Source organism: Schlesneria sphaerica (assembly GCF_044336245.1).
GTDB lineage: Bacteria > Planctomycetota > Planctomycetia > Planctomycetales > Planctomycetaceae > Schlesneria > Schlesneria sphaerica.
Genome location: NZ_CP172346.1, coordinates 6,649,888 through 6,668,505, shown reverse-complemented (window position 1 = coordinate 6,668,505; position 18,618 = coordinate 6,649,888). Strand labels below are relative to the sequence as shown.

Here is an 18,618-nt window from a genome sequence, read left to right as displayed (position 1 = left end):
TTCGTCAAGACGACTGTCGTTTCAACACCTGTCGACTGTTTGCTCACCCGAGATGAAAGAGATTTCCTTTCCTGTCGGAATTAATCTGTTTGACATTTTTTGACGATCCGTCGATAATTGACGCATGGGAACCATGACACGCAAACAACGTCAGATCAAAGAACGAGAGCAACTGTTTCTGCAGGTTGCCCGTAAGCTGTTGATCGAGCAGGGCTATGCGGGCCTGAGCATGGACCAGTTGGCAGAAGCGACGGAGTATTCGAAGGGTACGGTCTATCAGCACTTCTCAACGAAGGAAGATCTTGTCACGGCACTGGCCATCGAAAGCATGGAACGGCGTGTTGAGCTGTTCCTGAGGGCCGAACAATTCGTAGGACGTTCCCGTGAGCGGCTGGCGGCTATCGGGGTGGCGGATGAGATTTTCTCGCGTCTCGAACCACACCACTACCATTCTGAGTTCATTATCAAGCTGGCCAATCTGCGGGAACGTGCATCCGCAGAACGTCGGGAAGCACTCGATCGGCTGGAATCTGCCTGTTTTGGAACGGTCCTGCGAATCGTTCAGTCAGGCGTGGATGCAGGCGAACTGCGACCGACCGTCGATTCGAGGGAACTGGTCTATTCGGTCATCACCATGGCGCTAGGGACGCACATGACGGCACTGCATTACTGCCCAATGTTGAAAGAATTTGAGATTCAAGACCCGGTTAAAGTCCTGATGAAAGGAATCCATACACTGCTTGACGGGTTCGACTGGAAACCACTTTCAGGGGAATGGAATTACGAAGTCAGCCGTCAGCGAGTCCTGTCCGAGATTTTTGCACCCGAACAGGCCTCCCTGGGGCTCAACTGAATTTTTTTCGCCCGTTCTTGGCGCGTCGTCAAAATTCGACGCATTTTTGCCTGACTACAATAGCAGAACGAAACTGAACCGGGATCACCTCGAAGACGTACTTTATGAACTGGCTCGCACTACGAATGCTGACGGGCGACAAAAGCAAGTACCTGAGCCTGATTCTCAGCATCACATTCGCGACGTTGCTGATGTCACAGCAGGTCTCCATTTTCATGGGGGTCGTCGAACGGTCTGCCAGCCAGATCATCGATGTCCGCGATGCGGACTTATGGGTGATGGACAGCAAAGTCCGGTACATCGATGAAGCTCCATTCCTGCCGAATAACGATTTGCAGCGTGTCCGCGGCGTTCCGGGGGTCGAATGGGCCGTTCGCTTTCACAAGAGCAGTGCGACCGCACGCCTGCCGGATGGGAATTTTCGAAACGTCATGTTGCTCGGGGTCGACGACGCGACGATGGTCGGATCACCCCGACGAATGGTCTTGGGGGAACTGAGTGACCTGAACCGTGCCAACGCCGTGTTCATCGATAAGGCGGGCTACGAATACATGTGGCCTGGGGAACCATTCCAGTTGGGACGCGAATTTCACATCAACGATCGACGAGTCGTTCTGATGGGCATTTGCAAAGCATCGCCTCCCTTCACGACTCTTCCGATTCTGTATTCGCGGTTCACGGAAGTGGAACGCTTTTTTCCCACCAATCGCAACCTGATGAACTACGTCCTTGCGAAGGCCATGCCGGGTCAGGACCCGCAGCAAGTCTGCCAGGCGATCGAGCAGCAGTGCGGGTTAATGGCGCTGACTCAGGACGGTTTCTTCTGGAAAACAATCGACTATTTCATGAGTTCCACCGGGATTCCTATCAACTTCGGGATCACGATCGGCCTGGGATTCATCGTGGGAGCAGCGGTAGCCGGTCAGACCTTTTACCTGTTCACGCTCGAAAACCTGAAACAATTCGGAGCACTCAAGGCCATGGGAGTCACCAACGCCCGCTTAATCTCGATGATCCTGCTGCAGGCCAGCGCCGTCAGCGGTATTGGCTACGGCCTGGGAATGGGCACGACGGCAATTTTCTTCACGTTCACGAATCGAATCGCTCCGATGGCAGGCATTCACCTCAACCTCGTTGCGGCCATCGGCGTGGGATTGGCCGTGGTGATCATCATTCTGCTGACCAGTCTGTTCAGTCTGCGAAAAGTGTTGTTCCTGGAACCTGCGGTTGTCTTCCGAGGCTGATCCATGACCGTAGTTTCCCCATCACCGATCAGTGACATACACCCGCCTGAGGTGCTGGCCGTCGCGTGTCGTCAGATCTTCAAAGAGTTCGGCACGGGCGAAACCAAAACGATCGCGCTGCGCGGTGTCGACCTTGATGTCCTTGCGGGGCAGATGACGCTGCTGGTCGGTCAGTCTGGCTGCGGTAAGACGACGTTAATTTCGATTGTTGCGGGGCTGCTGAACGCGACGAGCGGATCGCTGACCGTGCTGGGAGAAGACTTGATCGGAATGAGCGGTTCTCGTCTCGTCCAGTTCCGGCAAAAGAATATTGGCTTTGTGTTCCAGCAGTACAATCTGCTGCCGACCCTGACCGCCGTGGAGAATGCCGCGATCCCCCTGATCATCGCGGGGATGTCACGGCGAAAAGCATTTGCAGAGGCCAAAGAAATTCTCGCGGAAGTCGGACTGGCGCAACGAAAGCACCTGTTTCCCAATCAGCTTTCGGGGGGACAGCAGCAACGAGTGGCGATTGCGAGGGCCCTCGTGCATGAGCCACGTTTGCTGGTGTGTGACGAGCCGACTGCGGCACTCGACGCTCAGTCGGGTCAAACTGTGATGGAATTGCTGAGACGTGTCGCACTTCAGCCCGACCGTGCGGTCATTGTCGTGACTCATGACAGTCGTGTTTTCAGTTTTGGTGACCGGATCATCCACATGGATGATGGAGTGGTGACAAAAGTGGAAGTCCCCGATCCCACGGGTGTTCGTCCTCTCGAAATTCATCACTAACACGACATCGCAAGACGGATGACAAGTTCTTCCTGAAACCGAAGCAAACCGATCACAACAGTTTATTGAAATGTCAGAAGGCTGGACTGAAATGTTGAAAACCGTGCGTGCCCTCTTTCTTCCCGTGCTCGCCACAGGCATGTTCGCATTTTCCATCTATCACCTGATGTTTGCCGCGGAAAAAATTCCGAGAGCGACGCCGCTGGTCGAGCCCCCCAAGCAATCATTTAAGGTCGGTATCTCTGGTACAGGTCTGGTTGAGGCCCGTACCGAGAATATTTCGATCGGAACGCCAATCGCCGGAGTGGTTCTTGAAGTTTGCGTCACTGCCGAGCAACTTGGTCAGCGCGTGACAACTGGAACTCCGCTCTTTCGCGTGGACGACAGGCACCTCCGATCTCAGTTACATGTCATGCAGTCACGGGTGGCCATGGCCGAAGCCCAGCTGAAAAGGCTTGAGCACATGCCGAGGCCGGAAGAGATTCCTCCAAGCGAAGCCAAAGTCCGCGTTGCCGAAGCGAACCGAACCCGCCTGAAAGACCTGCTGGACCGGGGCGAACAGCTGTTGGGACGCAAGGTCATGTCGGATGAGGAATTCACTTCGCGGCGATTCACTTTCGCGGCGGCCGACCAGCAATATCAGCAGGCCCAGGCTGAGCACTCGCTACTGATGGCCGGTGCGTGGGATTCCGACAAAGCCGTAACACAAGCTTCCCTCGAATCAGCTCGTGCCGAAGTCGAAAATATTGAGACAGAGATTGACCGCTGTCTCGTCCGAGCCCCCGTCGATGGTCAAATTCTGAAAATCGATGTGCGGCCGGGAGAATACGTTAATTCTTCGTCGTCCAAGGCGTTGATTCTGCTGGGAGACCTGCAGCGTCTTCGCGTCCGTGTCGATATTGATGAACGAGACATCAGCCGGTTCCATGTGACGGGGAAGGCCATGGCCACACCCCGCGGCGCCTCGGATCAGAACCTCAAGCTGGAATTCGTGCGAGTCGAACCGTACGTGATTCCTAAAAGAGCGTTCACGGGTGACAACACTGAACGGATCGATACGCGTGTCCTGCAAATTCTGTATGAGATTGATGAACCTGCTCCGCGAGTATACGTCGGCCAGCAACTGGACGTTTCAATCGAGTGTCAGGCCTCTTCTTCCCCTAAAGCGTTTGAACAGGATCGCTCAGTCGAGTAAAAGTAACAGAACGCAAGTAATACCGACGGTGATGGAGAACCGGGTATGGTACCCGTTTCGGGCCGTCGTCCATTGTTGAGTTCGACCTAGAAACGGCCGTATGCCAGCCAAGTACATCATCGGAATCGATCTCGGGACCACCAACAGCGCGCTGGCCTATGCCGCACTGGACGCCGAGCATCCGGAAGTTCAGCTACTGCCGATCCCACAACTGGTCGCTCCGGCGACAGTCGAAGCACGCGATCTGCTTCCGTCTTTCCTTTATCTTGCCGGTAAGCAGGAAGGGGCGACCGGCGCCTATGACGTCCCCTGGTCAAAGGGACGTGATTTTGCCATTGGAGAAATGGCGCGAAGACAGTCTGCTGAACTGCCTGACCGAACCGTCGGTGCCGCGAAATCGTGGCTCTGTCATAGTCGAATCGACCGACATCAGGCGATCTTGCCATGGGGTGCCGGGGACGAGCTTCCCAAGGTATCGCCCGTCACGGCAACCCGCAGATATCTGGAACACCTCGTTGCCGCCTGGGATCAGGCACATCCGGACGCCCCCCTTGCCGGTCAGCATGTCGTTCTAACGGTTCCTGCGTCATTCGATGCCAGTGCGCGCGAACTCACACGCGAAGCTGCCTCTGCGGCAGGACTGCCTGATGACCTTGTTCTACTCGAGGAACCTCAATCCGCCGTCTATGCGTGGCTGACCACAATCGGGGACCGGTGGAGAAAAGTGCTGAAAGTTGGCGACACGCTACTGGTCTGCGACGTCGGCGGGGGAACGACCGACTTGACGCTCGTAGGCGTCAGCGAGGAAGAAGGGGAACTGACTCTCAAACGGGTCGCTGTCGGCAATCATCTCCTGCTGGGAGGTGACAACATGGACCTGGCGCTGGCGCACTATGTCTCCGGACTGTTTGCCAAGAAGGGGGTCAACCTCGATCCCTGGCAATCGGTCTCGCTCTGGCATTCCTGCCGGCAGGCCAAAGAGGTCCTGCTCGCCCCCGACGGCCCGAAGAAGCATCCGATTTCGGTATTGGGCCGCGGCAGTAAGTTGATCGGGGGAACGGTTACTGTTGAAGTGAGTCGTGAAGCCGCGATGCAGTTGCTGATCGACGGATTCTTCCCTGCGTGCAATTCAACCGAGCGCCCCGCTCGCCAGCGTGTGTCGGGGTTCCAGGAAATCGGACTTCCGTACGAAGCAGACGTGGCAATCACGCGTCATCTGGCAGGCTTCCTGCAGAGTCATGGTACCGACGAAGACGGGGCCGCCCGTCCCACACACGTCCTGTTCAATGGGGGTGTCTACAAAGCAGAGCAGTTCCAATCTCGCCTGCTTGAGACACTTAAATCCTGGTTCCCTGATCAACCACCTCAGTTACTGGAAGGGGTACACGATCTGGACCATGCAGTCGCTCGGGGAGCGGCCTATTATGGCTGGGCCAAAGTGAAAGGCGGGGTCCGCATTCGCGGGGGGACCGCACGAGCATACTACATCGGAATTGAGACCGCCGGTCTCGCAATCCCCGGAGCCGCGCGGCCTTTGCGTGCCCTGTGCGTCGTCCCCTTTGGAATGGAAGAGGGAACCGAGCTGGATGTCCCCTCTGACCCGATCGGATTGATTGTGGGCCAACCGGCTCATTTCCGGTTTTTCAGTTCCTCCACGAGAAAAGACGACCAGCCAGGGGTCCGTCTGCAGCGCTGGGGTGATGACGAGATTGTCGAGACCGATTCACTGGAAGCAACACTGCCCAAGGATGACGCCATCGATGACCACTATGTTCCTGTTCAGTTTCATACACAACTGACAGAACTGGGCGTGCTGGAACTATGGTGTGTCAGCACACGCGGCAGCGGCCGGTGGAAGCTCGAATTTAGTATCCGTGAAGACGCAGAAAAATAATCTGACACCTGTGATAGGTTTTCCGCTCTCTCGGGGAGATGTCCTAGTGTCGTCTCACATCGAGTGCACCCGGGAAACCACATCACGGCTCGATTCAGGCGTGTCTGGCGCACAAAAAACGCCCACTCTCGGAATTCCAAGAGCGGGCGTCTTGATATTAACTGAAGGCGAGATCGACTTTGCAAGAACCTTCACGGTGAATCAGAAACATGACCCGGACTCGAAGGCCGGGTCATGCGGTTCGAGATTACTCCGAGAATGCTGAGTCGAAGGCTCGTCCTGAGGGAGCGAAGTCGATGTTCTTGACGTACTGGCAGGATTCACGTGCACCGTGTTCGCGATCCATTCCGCTGTCTTCCCATTCTACGGACAATGGGCCCTGGTACTTGATGGCGTTCAGAGCGCGGATGACTTCTTCAAAGTTCACGCCACCCCGTCCCATGCTGCGGAAATCCCAGCCTCGTCGTGAATCACCGAACGACAGATGGCTGGCCAGAATTCCGGAACGGCCGTTAAGCGTTACTTTGGCGTCCTTCATGTGGACATGGTAAATCCGGTTCGGGAAGTACCGGATAAATTCCACTGGGTCGACTCCTTGCCAGATCAAGTGGCTGGGGTCGAAGTTGAATCCGAACTCTTCTCGTCCACCCAGCGCGGCAACAGCCCGCTCGGCGGAATACAGGTCGAAGGCGATTTCGGTGGGGTGTACTTCCAGCGCGAACTTGACTCCGCATTCCTGGAAGACGTCGAGGATCGGATTGAATCGCTCGGCGAGCAACTTGAATCCATCGTCGTACATCGATTTCGGTGTGGGAGGGAAGTCGTAAATCAGGTGCCAGACGCTTGAGCCGGTGAAACCATTGACGATACCGACACCCAGCTTCTGAGCTGCGCGGGCAGTATTCTTCATTTCCTCGATCGCACGTTGCGTCACGCCTTCAGGCTTGCCATCACCCCAGACGTAGGGTGGAAGAATGCTTTTGTGACGTGCGTCGATATTGTCGAGAATCGCTTGTCCAACCAGATGGTTAGAGATCGCGAATACCTGGAGATCGTACTTTTCGAGAAGCTCTCGTTTACGGGCACAGTAGGTATCATCCGACAGAGCCTTGTCCACTTCGAAGTGGTCACCCCAGCAGGCCAGTTCCAGCCCGTCGTAGCCAAAATCTTTGGCCTTCTTGCAGAGGTCTTCGAGCTTCAGGTCAGCCCATTGGCCAGTAAACAGGGTAACAGGACGACCCATCGGAGTTGCCTTTCAATCGTTGAAATTGGAAACGAAGAGTGAGAAGCGAGACCGGCATTTTGGCACGAAACTAGACCGGTATCAACGGAATGTCAACCAAGCTGAACTTGACCGGCCCACGAGTTTTCACGGCCGCAGCACACGTTGTTGCGGCAGACAGCCAACCGATACCCCTTACGCCGCTCGAGAGTTTCACGAGTGACAAGCGCGCGATGTTCCGCATCCCATTTGCGATTGCTGCCGGAATTCTAAGTTGAAATACCGCCTTCAGCAGCTCTGTCGTACGAACCGACTCCGGCTGATTCAGTCGGTCCTTCGGTTCTTTGGATCGACATGTATCACCTTCGGCTTGTGCGTTTGCACTTCTGACTCTTCGAACTGGGCATAAGCGCAGATAATGACGAGATGACCGGGGGAGACCAGATGCGCTGCCGCTCCATTGATGCAGATGGTCCCACTCCCCTCGGGCCCGCGAATGGCATAGGTGATCAGTCGATTGCCATTGTTCACATCGTAAATATGAACCTGCTCGTGCTCGGCGATATTCGCCGCGTGCATGAGGTCGTAGTCGATGGTAACGCTTCCTTCATAATGCAGTTGAGCGTCAGTGACGGTTGCACGATGAATCTTGGATTTGAGCAGAATTCGCTGCATGCTTTTTCTAAGTTCTATCGATATCGCTGATCGGGGCGGGGGGCAGGTCATGGTGCCGCACGCTGGAAATCAATGGATTCTGTAGTTTTATGAGAGCGATTATGACCTGATTGTGAAAATCTTCCCTGACTAATAACGTTGCTCAGAGCAGGACACTTTAGCCGTCGCGACAGCCTCCGCGACATTCCCCCCGAGCTCTTTCACCATGTGCCACCGGATAAATCTCTGATAGCCAACCCGAGCAGGTTGAACCCTCGGAAAAGGTTTGCCAGAGAAAAACTCCCCGGCGTGACCGCCCCCTTCAGCAGCTTCTTTTTGGGATTCTGCTGCCGAGCCAACTCGTCCGACACGAATTCTACGGGCCTTGAGCCGAAATCAAAGTTACGTTCTCAGTCGTCCTGCGGCGTCGTTATTCTTGCCGAAACAGGTTGACTCTCCAAGCGGTGCAGCGCAACTTCCCACGAAAATTCGGCTTGTTGCATTTTTTGTTGTTCGCTAAAACGCCCCGGCAATCTCCCTTGCACCCAAATCGAACAATTCATTAAGCCGGTCCGCCAGAGCTTGTGCCAGGCCTTGATCCCTCCGTGGGCTCAGTTCTGTCGTGTTCTGAACGGGATCGCAGCAATTCACTTCGCGTGTCCGCGTTGGCCACGATCTCTTCAGATCGGCGACACGTGTCCTGATTTATCCAATCCCAAACCAGCGCGGACGAGGTAGAGTCGATGGCAAGGCACATCCTGATATTTTTGCTGGCGATGGGCCCGTTCGCAATGGGCTGTTCCACGATGAAGCGGTCGGACACGGCCCGCACGGCCCGCGAGCAGTTTCTGATTTCCGGTGCCGTCGATCAATCCTTGGCGAAGTGCGATTTCACTGCATTTCAGGGTTCCCGTGTCTTCGTCGAGGAAAAATATCTCGAAGGTATCGACAAAGGCTATGTGGTCGGCTCAATCCGGCACCGTCTCATGTTGAACGGGGCCATAATTGCCCCCAAAGCGGAAGATGCGGACATTGTTGTGGAAGTCCGCAGTGGTGGAATCGGCACCGACAATTCGGACTCCTACGTGGGAATTCCGGAAATCGTCCTGCCCGGGATGATGACACTGCCCGAAGTCCGCTTCTGGCAGAAGCAGAAACAGTCAGCGCTTGCCAAAATCGGGATGGTTGCCTACGACGTCAAATCGCATGAACTTCTTGGCCCAGGAGGTGTTACGGCATCGATGTCCCACGACACCAACACGTTTCTTCTCGGTTTAGGTCCCTTCCAGTCGGGGACTGCGCGGAATGAAATCGAACGCACAACGTCACGCCGGCCAGGCCAACCCAATCAGGAACTTCCCTCGACTGTTGCATTTCAGGGGCCAAGTGGTCGAGCCGCGCCTGATCGGCTGCAGCTTGCGGGAGAGCAGCGAGAAGAACAGTAATGAGGCGTCAAGGATTGCCAAAAGCGGGCAAGTCTTCTCGGACTGGCTGAACTCTTTAGAGAGCTCTGCTATGATGTAAGGTTCCGAAAACCTTGCTTTCAGTAGAGATCTGTAGAATGTCCGTGCCTAAAGTCGCCATCGTCGGCCGTCCCAACGTTGGCAAAAGCTCGATCATGAATTGGCTCGCCCACAAGCGAGTTTCGGTTGTGGACCCGATGGCGGGGGTGACTCGTGACCGCGTCACCTACCTGATGCATGTCGACGATCGCTATTTCGAATTGATTGACACGGGTGGAATCGGAATCGTTGACGTCGGCGAGCTGTCCGAGGAAGTCGACACACAGATTCGGATTGCTCTCGAGCAGGCTGATGTGATCATGTTCGTCGTGGAAGGTCCTGCCGGCATCACGGCGTTGGATCAGGAAGTCAGTCGCCGGCTCTGGAAAATCGACAAACCCAAACTGCTGGTCGTCAACAAATGCGATTCCCCCAAAGTGGATCGCGAAGCTGCCGAGTTCTATCAGGTTGCGGATGCACCGCTCATCACGATCAGTGTGAAAGGGAATCGTAACCAGGACGAACTGCTGCGAGCCGTTCTCAATATCCTTCCGCCTCCTGACAATCTGGAAGCGGAAGAAGGTGAATCGCTGGAAGAAGTTCCCGAGTTGAAACTCGCCATTGTCGGGCGGCGGAACGTCGGAAAAAGCACGTTCATCAACCAGTTGGCAGAAGACGATCGCGTCATCGTCAGTGAAATCGCCGGGACGACGCGCGACAGCATCGACGTCCGTTTTCAGATGGACGGCAAATCGTTCATCGCGATCGACACCCCCGGGGTCCGCAAACGCAAAAGTCTCGCGAACAACGTGGAATGGTACGGACTGGCACGGGCGAAACGGAGTATTCGCCGCGCGAACGTTGTGTTGATGTTCTTCGACTGCATGGAAACGATTTCGAAGGTTGATAAGCAACTCGTCGGAGAAATCCATGACGAGCACAAGCCATGCATCTTCGTCATCAACAAGTGGGATCTCGCTCCAGAGTCGACCGGGACTTCGGAATGGGCCGAGTACTTGTTCAAGAACTTCATGCACATGCGGCACGTCCCCGTCTGCGTGATCACCGCGAAAGAGGGACGCAACGTCAAGAAGTTGATCAACCTCGCGCAGTCGATCTACAAGCAATCCCGATTCCGTACCAAAACGGGTGAGCTGAACAAGCTGATTCGGGCTGCAGTCAAGAACGCGCCACCGCCAACGCGAATGAACCGGACACCGCGAATTCTGTTCGCTACGCAGGTGGCAACCGAACCCCCAACGATCGTCATCAAGTGCAACGCCAAGGAACTGTTCGACGAGGACTATAAACGATACCTGCTGGGGGTTCTGCGAGAACGGCTTCCGTTCAAGGAAGTCCCGATCAAGCTTTACTTCCGCTCAAAGGCCGATGATCACACCAAGGGCGAGCGGGAAGAAGCAATCTCGTCGGCCATCGACCGTGGAATTGATCTGGATGAATTCGAAGACGAAATTCTGGGTGTCGATCTCGACGATGAATGATTACCACTCCTTGCCTTTCGCGATTTTGCCGAGCGAGGCATGACATCCCTTATGACGCCATAACGATCAACAAGCGTTTAACGGTCGTCGACCTGCTTTTCGGTCGTTCTGCTCTGATGAGGAAAGATGTCTGCCCGTCGGGAGATCCCGTTTTGATTTCCCCGACCGACAGAAGAGGATTAGACTGTCGGGCGGGCCGCACTACTCCGCCAGGTGCCTTTCGCCTGATTCACAACCCAATTCACCCCCCGGTGAACTAAGGAATCGATAATGTTTCGCGTAACTCGAGAGATCGAATTCTGTTACGGCCATCGTCTGCTGAACTACGATGGAAAGTGCAAGCACCTCCACGGACACAACGGCAAAGCAATTATTGTCCTGGAAAACGACGCGTTGGATGACAGAGGAATGCTCGTCGATTTCAGTGACATCAAGAAACATGTGGCGGGCTGGATCGACAAGAATCTCGACCACCGCATGATCCTCAACAGGAACGATCCGGTGGTTGATTATCTGCTCGCTCAAGGCGAACCACTCTATCTGATCGACAGCAACCCGACAGCAGAAAACATTGCTCGATTGATCTTTGATTTCGCTAAATCGCAGGACCTGCCCGTCGTCGAGGTTTCACTTTGGGAAACTTTTCAGTCTTACGCCACTTACCGTGGTTAATCTGCTGCCGGAACCGCGAGAAAGAAGTGGCGTCCTCCGTCACCCGCCGCCGCGCGGTCCAGGTGACAGCCTCACCTTCCAATCGATTGATGAACCTGAAACAGGACCTTCTGACATTGGCCGCCTGTCCTTTGACACATGGCGTTGATTGACCGGCAGGGGTCGGCGGTGGTGACAATCGTTACCTTCGTCAATTTCATTAGGGTCGTCCCCGAGACGTTCAAAATAGCGGCATTTCCGGAAACTCCACAGCAGTTTGCAGAAGTGGTCAGATCAGAGAGCGGATGCCGAAGCTATTGGGTGTGAATGCGAAATTCCAATTGAACTCTGTCAGTGGTACCGTATCCTTTAGTTCCTGAAAGCAAGGGAGTCTCGTTACTGGCCGAGAAAGCAGGGGCCGGGAGAGTCGGCGGGGACTTTGGAGGACACATGTTCTACCTCACGCACCGTTCACGCCGCTGGTTGCGAAACGAAAAACGGGCAACGATTGACGGTTTTCATTCCGGGGAGCGTCCACGCTGACGACAGAGTTCTAGCAAAGCGGCCGTCGGTGGAATGGCCGCGTTTGGAGCTGCGGAAATGGAAGACATACTGACGGGCTATAAAGTCAACGAACCGACATGGTTCTATTTGTCGTTACTGCTGATCATCGCGGTGTTCTTTAAATTCAGTCGGTTCTGGTCCATCCGAAACCTGGACTTGGCACTGCTGCTCTCTCTCGCGCCAGGGCTGCTGCTGGTGAAATCCAACTATGCCGGGTCAACGCTGGGCTACTGCTGGCTGTTTGCCGTGAGCGGCCTGTTGCTGATGCGACTGCTTTTTGACTGGACTCTTACCCGACGTCCACGAATGGAGCAAAACCTGAACCCCGCTGGTATGGCGTTTCTTTGTGCAGCGGCCCTGCTATTCCAAACGACCAAGATCATCACCGAACCCACCGACATCGGTGCAGTCCAAACCGCCAATCACGCAGTCGAATTGCTGAAGCGACAAGAGCCCTCAACGCTGTACAGCCCGGCCGATGCCGGAGACACGACTGGTCCTGCAAGCCGACTCCTGGCCACGTCCGTAGTCCCGTTCACCGGGGGAGCCGCCAAGGCGGTCGCACAGTCGATGGCCTTCCTTTCCCACTTGGCCGTCCTGTTGGGCTTGATTGCAGTCGGTCGCTGGCACTTCAGCGATACCAACCTGGGTCTGGCGATGGGAACAATGTATCTCCTGCTGCCCGTCACGGCCTTTGACGTCACCCGAGTGAACCACTTGCTGCCCGCGGCTTTGATCGTGTGGGCTGTTGCCGCGCACAATCGTCCTACGGTTGCGGGAGGACTGCTTGGACTGGCCTGCGGGACCCTGTTTTTCCCAGTCTTTCTGTTGCCGATCTGGATGGCATTCTACTGGGGGCGCGGCGCGATGCGATTCGGAATGGCGCTCGTCCTGACCGGTGCGGTACTGCTGGGAAGTCTGGTACTGACCTCAGCCGATTCTCACAGCTTCACCCGGCAGACGATTGGGTCAATCGACTGGAGTCTCCTGAAGTTTCAAGCGGATGAAGGGGTGGGGTTCTGGAGTCTCTATAACCCTGCTTACCGTATTCCCGTGTTCGCAACATTCACTGTGCTGCTTGCGACGTTGACTATCTGGCCCCATAAGAAAAATCTGGAAACGCTGCTCGCCAATTCCGCGGCCATCATTGTCGCCACGCAGTTCTGGTACCCGCATCAAGGCGGAATCTACGTCCTGTGGTATCTACCTCTCATGCTGATCGTCACATTCCGACCACGACTCGCTAATCTGCCCGGCGATACGGCAACAGTCGATTCGCGTCTGACGATTCCGCATGGAGGAACTCATTACCGGCACGAACCCGTGTCGGGGCTTCCAAGGACGCCTATGTATCGGTAAACCCGTCCAAGGATGAATGTGTATGGGCCCGTACACCGTGAAACTTGATCTTCCGCTTCTGACGAAAGAACTCATCGAGCAATCGGCCCGAAAACGGACATACATCTTGCGAGCGCTCTTTGCGCTCCTTCTGTACGGGATGACAATCTGGATTTTTCAGCGTCAGCAGGGGGGATGGAACGGGCTGAACATTCTGGGAGAAGGTCGCAAAATTTTTATCTCACTGGGATTTCTCCAGTTTGTAGCGATCTACCTGTTTCTCCCCGCAATGACCTGTGGCGTACTGACTGCAGAAAAAGAACGAGATACGCTTGGTCTGCTTCTGCTGACCAGACTCGGCCCCTGGACCATCATTTTCGAGAAACTGTTCAGCAGATTGGTTCCGATCGCATCGTTCATGATGCTGTCATTGCCACTTCTGGGGACTGGCTACAGTCTGGGAGGTGTCGAAGCGACTGACATTGTCAAGTTGACGTGGGTTTTGGTAGCAACCGCGCTGCAGGTCGGAGCGTTCTCGATTCTCTGCTCGGCGTGGTTTCGTACGACGGCATCTTCGTTTCTGGCTGCCTATCTGCTTGGTGCGCTGTGTATTGCCGGATCGGCGGCTCTTTACGAGTCTCTCTACCGTCCGGCATTTGAGATGCTCACATTGCCCCTTCTCAGCGATGAAGCTCATACGTGGCTGTTCGAAAGAGGTTCGACCTTTCCAAGCGGGGTTGTCCTCGCATTTGGTCCGGCAATTGTGAACGGAAATGAGCTGATCGCCGCCGAGGCAGGCCGGTTTCGGAACTTGAGACAGCAGACCGTGCTAGACTGTATGGTCATGACGCTGCCCACGCTTGGGACAGCCGCTCTCAGCATCGCGTTCGCACACTGGTCCTGTGGCGGCGGGCCTTCGTTCGAGCAAATAACCTGATGCTGAAAACGTTTAAGGGGCTCGATCGATTCTTTGATAAGGCCAACAACAACCGTTTGACGAAAGGAGTGGTCCTGGTCCGGGAAACCGTCGGACTGCCGTACTACGATCCGATCCGCTGGCGCGAAACATCAAAGCGATCGCTGGGGACCACCCGCTATCGGTTCAGAATGTTGATCCTGATTCAAGCTCCGATCACTTTCCTGCTACTGTGGCCCACCAATGATCATTCAATCTATTCCCGATTCGCTCCCGCGTACATCGCCAGTTGGATCCTTTGGATTGTCGCAGCCCTGGTGATCTCAATTCAGGCGACTGGACTGATTGGCTCGGAAAGATCTCATCAGACGCTCGATGTTCTACTGACGACACCGCTCAAGAGCGAGGAAATCGTCAAGCAGAAATTCGCGGGGATCTGGCGTACAATTCACATGCTGTGGATCCCATTCGCAACAGTTTACGCCTTTCAGCTCTGGTGGGAGTCGTGGGTCCGAACTTCGAACTATCATCCCCGAGTATTGTCCGAGACTGCGATTCTATTTTCAGCCATTCGGGCCATTCTCTCAGTCACGCTCTACCTGCCTACGATTGCCTGGTTTGGTTTCCACCAGGGGCTCCGCCGCCGCTCACAAACCCAGGCAATCCTGATCACAATGACCGTGATCAGCCTCGTCTGTACTCTCCCGCCCCTGATTGCGTGGGCGCTTTTCCCCGAGCCGGTACCTCCGTTCTGGGTCACCGCAATTCAGTTTATCAGCCCCGCTGTGGTTCTTTCCGATGTTCCCGACACACCCGGGCACTGGATTTTCCTTCTTTTGCATTTCCTGGGTGTTGGATTTCTGTACTTGTGGCTAGCCAACCGCAGCCTCGGTATCTTTGCCAAAAATGTCGGACGCAATGACGGCTCAGACTTCGACGAGATCGAAGCTGACGTTCCGTCTCCCTGGAGCGACAGCCCGTTACTTCGTCAGCGTCGCGAAAGAATCGGTACCCGGTTAGAAGATGATCTGAATTCTGCGGAAGTTCATTAAGGTGACGAATTGATGTTGAAAGAAAGCAATCAGGTTCGAGTTCTCGCCATTCACGCACACCCCGACGACATCGAACTCCAGTGTGCGGGAACTTTGATTCGCCTGAAGAATCTTGGCTGTCAGGTATCACTGGCGACGATGACGCCTGGGGATTGCGGAAGTGCCGAGCTGTCGGCAGAAGAAATTGCCGAAGTCAGGCGCAATGAGTCTTTTCGATCGGCACAGCTTCTCGGTGCGGACTATGCCTGTCTGGAATTCCGCGACCTGAGCATCGTCGTCGACAACGAAAGCCGACAGCGCGTGACTGAGGCGATTCGCAAGACACGACCCGACATCGTCATCACGGCCCCTCCGATCGATTACATGAGCGATCATGAGATGACCAGCCGCCTCGTGCGTGACGCGTGCTTCAACGCAAGCTGTCCCAACTACGTCACACACCAATGGGATCCGGCCACCCCTACCACGAAGATTCCGTACCTGTACTACGTGGATGCCATTCAAGGGATCGACTACTACGGCAATCCGCTTCCGAAAGGTTTTATTGTCGACGTCTCCGAAACCATGGAGAAGAAGCTGGAAATGCTTGCTTGCCATGAAAGCCAGCGAATGTGGCTACGTCGTCAACACGGGCTGGACGAGTATCTCGATGGATGCCGCCGCTGGTCGGCCGCAAGAGGGCAGGAAATCGGTGTGGCGTACGGCGAAGCGTTTACACAGCACTGCGGACACCCCTATCCACACGATAATCTCCTCCAGACGATTCTTGAGGGTGGGGCGCCCGCTGCACAGGCACACTAATCGCGGCGGATCCTCATCCTGCGGACTTCGAAAGGGTGATCCTCTGCCTGGACTCCGATTAAACCTTCGCTGAGGAAGTCTGGCTTGGAATGCGAGATCAGGCTGCCGTTCAGAAACACACGAAGCTCGCCACTTCTGGAGACAACTTCGATCGCATTCCACTGTCCGACGGGGGCTCGGGAGCGCTGCCGAGCTTCGTTGTCATCCTCGACAGAGACTGGCTGGGCCCCTCCGTTTTCTTTCACGGTCGCGATCTGAGCGTGCTTACCTTGTACTTCCAGGCAGATCGGCCACAACTTGTGTGGGCCGGTGATGTAGACCAGGAAGCCCGTGTTCCCTTTGAATTTACTGTCGTCCGTGAGTTTAGCCGGACGGGGAAAGCGGTAATCAAACCGCCAGGTGAAATCCTGATAAGCGTCTAATGAATAGAGATATCCTCGAGGCTTTCCCGTACAAGAAAAACCTTCCTCACTGGCCCCCCATGTATCGGGCTCAGCGCCGAACTTGTCGAAATCGTCAAGAGTCAGCCGTCGGAAGTCCGGCTCCAGTTCGAATTCTGGCTGAGTCTCCACGACAGGCTGCGCCGCGGTCACCACGTCAGGCGACTTGGCCACGTCTGAGGGGGGGCAATCTGTCATTGTCACGGGTGCGGTCGCTGGCTTTTCAACCCGGCAGCCCAAACTGAGAGAGGCCACGAGCAGACTGGAGAATAATGTACGAAGGACCCGTTTGTTCAGCTCATGCAAGACTTGCCCGCGTCGAGGTGAAAGAGTCAGAGCCGCGACAGAGTCGAGTGGCGACTCCATCGCGCAATCGTTTCTATGGGGTGGAATGGGAAATCTCCTTGAGTTTGCTACGAGCACGTTCGACGAATGCCTCTAGGCGTTTATCACCCTGATAGAGCAGGATAATCCCTTCATAAACTTCTCGCGCTTCTTCTTGTCGGTCTTCGGGAAGACCATCGGCACGACTCAGTGCTCGTTCGACGAATTCCTGCTGGTCCGGAGTTTTCGTCTGCTTGGCAATTGCTGATCGGAGTCGCTCGATGGAATTCCGTACGGATTGGACATCGGGATCCCCCTGAATGACCGCCTGAAGGGCGTCCAGCTGAAGCAGGGCCGCGTGGGGATCACCGCCTTTCCAGCGCCATCGCGCAGCCTGAACGATCCGTTCTGCTTCTGTTGCTCCAGTAAATTCCACCTCGGATGATTCCGTTTGAGACTTAGAATTCCATAGTAGCCAGCCGACTCCGGCGAAAATCATCGCCAGCAGCGTTAACAGGACCCAAGTGTTATTGAACACATGTCCCAATAAGGAAGGTTCGTTTGCGATCTCCATTTTGACGATGTCTCTGACGAGTTCTCCGCCAATCGCAGCGTGCGCGTCGCCGGAATCCGATCGGGTCCTGTCCGTGGGCGAGACGACAGCGTCAGAGATATCTGCGTCGTATCGTGACAACACCTCTTGCAACTTTTTGGACGTCACGAACGCGTCCGGGAGGCGCTTGTCGGGTTCCTTCTCGAGTAACTGGCAGACGAGATGGTCCAAGGTCGCAGGAATTTCTGGCACGTAATTTTTGGGTGGATCAAAGCGGCCGAACCGCTGCTTCTGCATGATATCCGTCGCATTCATTCCCACGAACGGGGGCTGGCCCACCAACATCGTGTAGATGACCGCTCCTAGCGAATACAGGTCGCTGCGTTTATCTGTCCACGAACCCTTCACCTGTTCGGGTGACATGAACTCTGCGGTCCCGATTACCCCTCCGGTAGCAGTCAGACGTTCCGCGGCGAAGACCTGAGCGACACCAAAATCGGTAATCTTGACCTGCCCGTCCTTACTCAGCATCAGATTCGACGGCTTCAGATCACGGTGTACGACACCCGCATCATGAGCATGCTTCAGTCCAGCGCAAATTTGCCTGGCGATTTCAATCGTCTCTCTCCAGGGGATGCGTTTCTCTCGACGCAGTTTGGCCGTCAGAGTTTCTCCGTCCACATACTCCATCGCATAGTAGTACGTATCCCCGTCAGAGCCACTGTCATAAAATTTCACAATGTTTGGGCAGTTGAGCTTTTCCATCGCTTCAATTTCGCGATTGAAGCGATAAATGAATCCTCCTTCCCGCGCTAGTGACGCGGGGAGTTCTTTCACTGCGACGGATTCCGTGGAATCCTTGTGTCTGGCGAGGTAGACGTTCCCCATCCCGCCGGCACCAATTCGCTTCTCAATCAGATAGGGGCCGATACGGTCTGGATGCATAAGTCCCGCCGGAATTAGAGTTCAAAGTCGCCAGAACGACAGCAGAATCCACGCGGCATGCCACCGTCATCAGAAACAGGCTCGATCTGAACCACCGATTCGTCTAACGAATCCGGCACGGAATCCGGGTGAGTTGATTTCGTAAGCCTCTCTTTATCGGCTCGGTCACCCAAATTGGGGTGAGTCGAAGGCATGAG

General features: G+C 55.2%; 16 protein-coding genes. 12 read left to right on the top strand and 4 right to left on the bottom strand.

The genetic code is table 11. The features are described 5' to 3' along the window. Positions 1-133 precede the first annotated feature (133 nt). The 5 genes from ACGY09_RS23970 to ACGY09_RS23950 all read left to right on the top strand — a co-directional run bounded on the left by ACGY09_RS23970 (position 134) and on the right by ACGY09_RS23950 (position 5,957). On the top strand, positions 134-853 hold the full coding sequence (locus ACGY09_RS23970) for a TetR/AcrR family transcriptional regulator (RefSeq protein WP_397569736.1): 720 nt from the start codon (positions 134-136) through the stop codon (positions 851-853). A 104-nt stretch (positions 854-957) separates the two neighbouring features. Continuing rightward, positions 958-2,097, top strand: coding sequence for an ABC transporter permease (locus tag ACGY09_RS23965; protein WP_397569735.1), 1,140 nt, complete (start codon positions 958-960; stop codon positions 2,095-2,097). Positions 2,098-2,100: 3 nt separating this feature from the next. Then, positions 2,101-2,868, top strand: a complete 768-nt coding sequence (locus ACGY09_RS23960; RefSeq protein ID WP_397569734.1) for an ABC transporter ATP-binding protein — start codon at positions 2,101-2,103, stop codon at positions 2,866-2,868. Between the two features lie 91 nt (positions 2,869-2,959). Beyond that, positions 2,960-4,063 (top strand): HlyD family secretion protein, encoded by a 1,104-nt coding sequence (locus ACGY09_RS23955; protein ID WP_397569733.1) that lies wholly within the window; start codon positions 2,960-2,962, stop codon positions 4,061-4,063. A 100-nt stretch (positions 4,064-4,163) separates the two neighbouring features. Then, on the top strand, positions 4,164-5,957 hold the full coding sequence (locus ACGY09_RS23950) for an Hsp70 family protein (protein WP_397569732.1): 1,794 nt from the start codon (positions 4,164-4,166) through the stop codon (positions 5,955-5,957). A gap of 247 nt (positions 5,958-6,204) precedes the next feature. On the opposite strand, the gene ACGY09_RS23945 is transcribed toward ACGY09_RS23950, so the two are convergent. Together ACGY09_RS23945 and panD are read right to left on the bottom strand one after the other, a co-directional pair. After that, positions 6,205-7,200, bottom strand: coding sequence for a sugar phosphate isomerase/epimerase family protein (locus ACGY09_RS23945; RefSeq protein WP_373652453.1), 996 nt, complete (start codon positions 7,198-7,200; stop codon positions 6,205-6,207). Positions 7,201-7,503: 303 nt separating this feature from the next. Further along, positions 7,504-7,854, bottom strand: coding sequence for an aspartate 1-decarboxylase (panD, locus tag ACGY09_RS23940; RefSeq protein ID WP_397569731.1), 351 nt, complete (start codon positions 7,852-7,854; stop codon positions 7,504-7,506). Between the two features lie 722 nt (positions 7,855-8,576). On the opposite strand from panD, the gene ACGY09_RS23935 reads away from it, so the two are divergent. The 7 genes from ACGY09_RS23935 to ACGY09_RS23905 all read left to right on the top strand — a co-directional run bounded on the left by ACGY09_RS23935 (position 8,577) and on the right by ACGY09_RS23905 (position 16,159). Further along, positions 8,577-9,278, top strand: coding sequence for a DUF6655 family protein (locus tag ACGY09_RS23935; protein WP_397569730.1), 702 nt, complete (start codon positions 8,577-8,579; stop codon positions 9,276-9,278). Positions 9,279-9,394: 116 nt separating this feature from the next. Next, entirely contained in the window at positions 9,395-10,837 is a 1,443-nt protein-coding gene (gene der / locus ACGY09_RS23930) for a ribosome biogenesis GTPase Der (protein ID WP_397569729.1), read from the top strand. A 270-nt stretch (positions 10,838-11,107) separates the two neighbouring features. Beyond that, a complete protein-coding gene (locus ACGY09_RS23925; RefSeq protein ID WP_397569728.1) occupies positions 11,108-11,509 on the top strand; it encodes a 6-pyruvoyl trahydropterin synthase family protein in 402 nt (133 codons plus the stop codon). Between the two features lie 579 nt (positions 11,510-12,088). Further along, a complete protein-coding gene (locus ACGY09_RS23920; protein WP_397569727.1) occupies positions 12,089-13,411 on the top strand; it encodes a hypothetical protein in 1,323 nt (440 codons plus the stop codon). Positions 13,412-13,433: 22 nt separating this feature from the next. Then, positions 13,434-14,327 carry a hypothetical protein gene (locus ACGY09_RS23915; protein ID WP_397569726.1) on the top strand — a complete coding sequence of 298 codons (894 nt, stop codon included), beginning with the start codon at positions 13,434-13,436 and terminating at the stop codon, positions 14,325-14,327. Next, a complete protein-coding gene (locus tag ACGY09_RS23910) occupies positions 14,327-15,358 on the top strand; it encodes a hypothetical protein (RefSeq protein ID WP_397569725.1) in 1,032 nt (343 codons plus the stop codon). Before ACGY09_RS23915 ends, ACGY09_RS23910 begins: the two co-directional genes overlap by 1 nt. 12 nt (positions 15,359-15,370) lie before the next feature. After that, positions 15,371-16,159: a PIG-L deacetylase family protein gene (locus ACGY09_RS23905; RefSeq protein WP_397569724.1), complete on the top strand. Its 789-nt coding sequence runs from the start codon at positions 15,371-15,373 to the stop codon at positions 16,157-16,159. On the opposite strand, the gene ACGY09_RS23900 is transcribed toward ACGY09_RS23905, so the two are convergent. Then, complete coding sequence (locus ACGY09_RS23900) at positions 16,156-16,965, bottom strand: DUF1080 domain-containing protein (RefSeq protein WP_397569723.1); 810 nt, start codon at positions 16,963-16,965, stop codon at positions 16,156-16,158. The two genes, ACGY09_RS23905 and ACGY09_RS23900, sit on opposite strands and share 4 nt — an antisense overlap. Positions 16,966-16,978: 13 nt before the next feature. Beyond that, positions 16,979-18,421: a serine/threonine protein kinase gene (locus ACGY09_RS23895; protein ID WP_397569722.1), complete on the bottom strand. Its 1,443-nt coding sequence runs from the start codon at positions 18,419-18,421 to the stop codon at positions 16,979-16,981. Between the last annotated feature and the right edge of the window lie 197 nt (positions 18,422-18,618).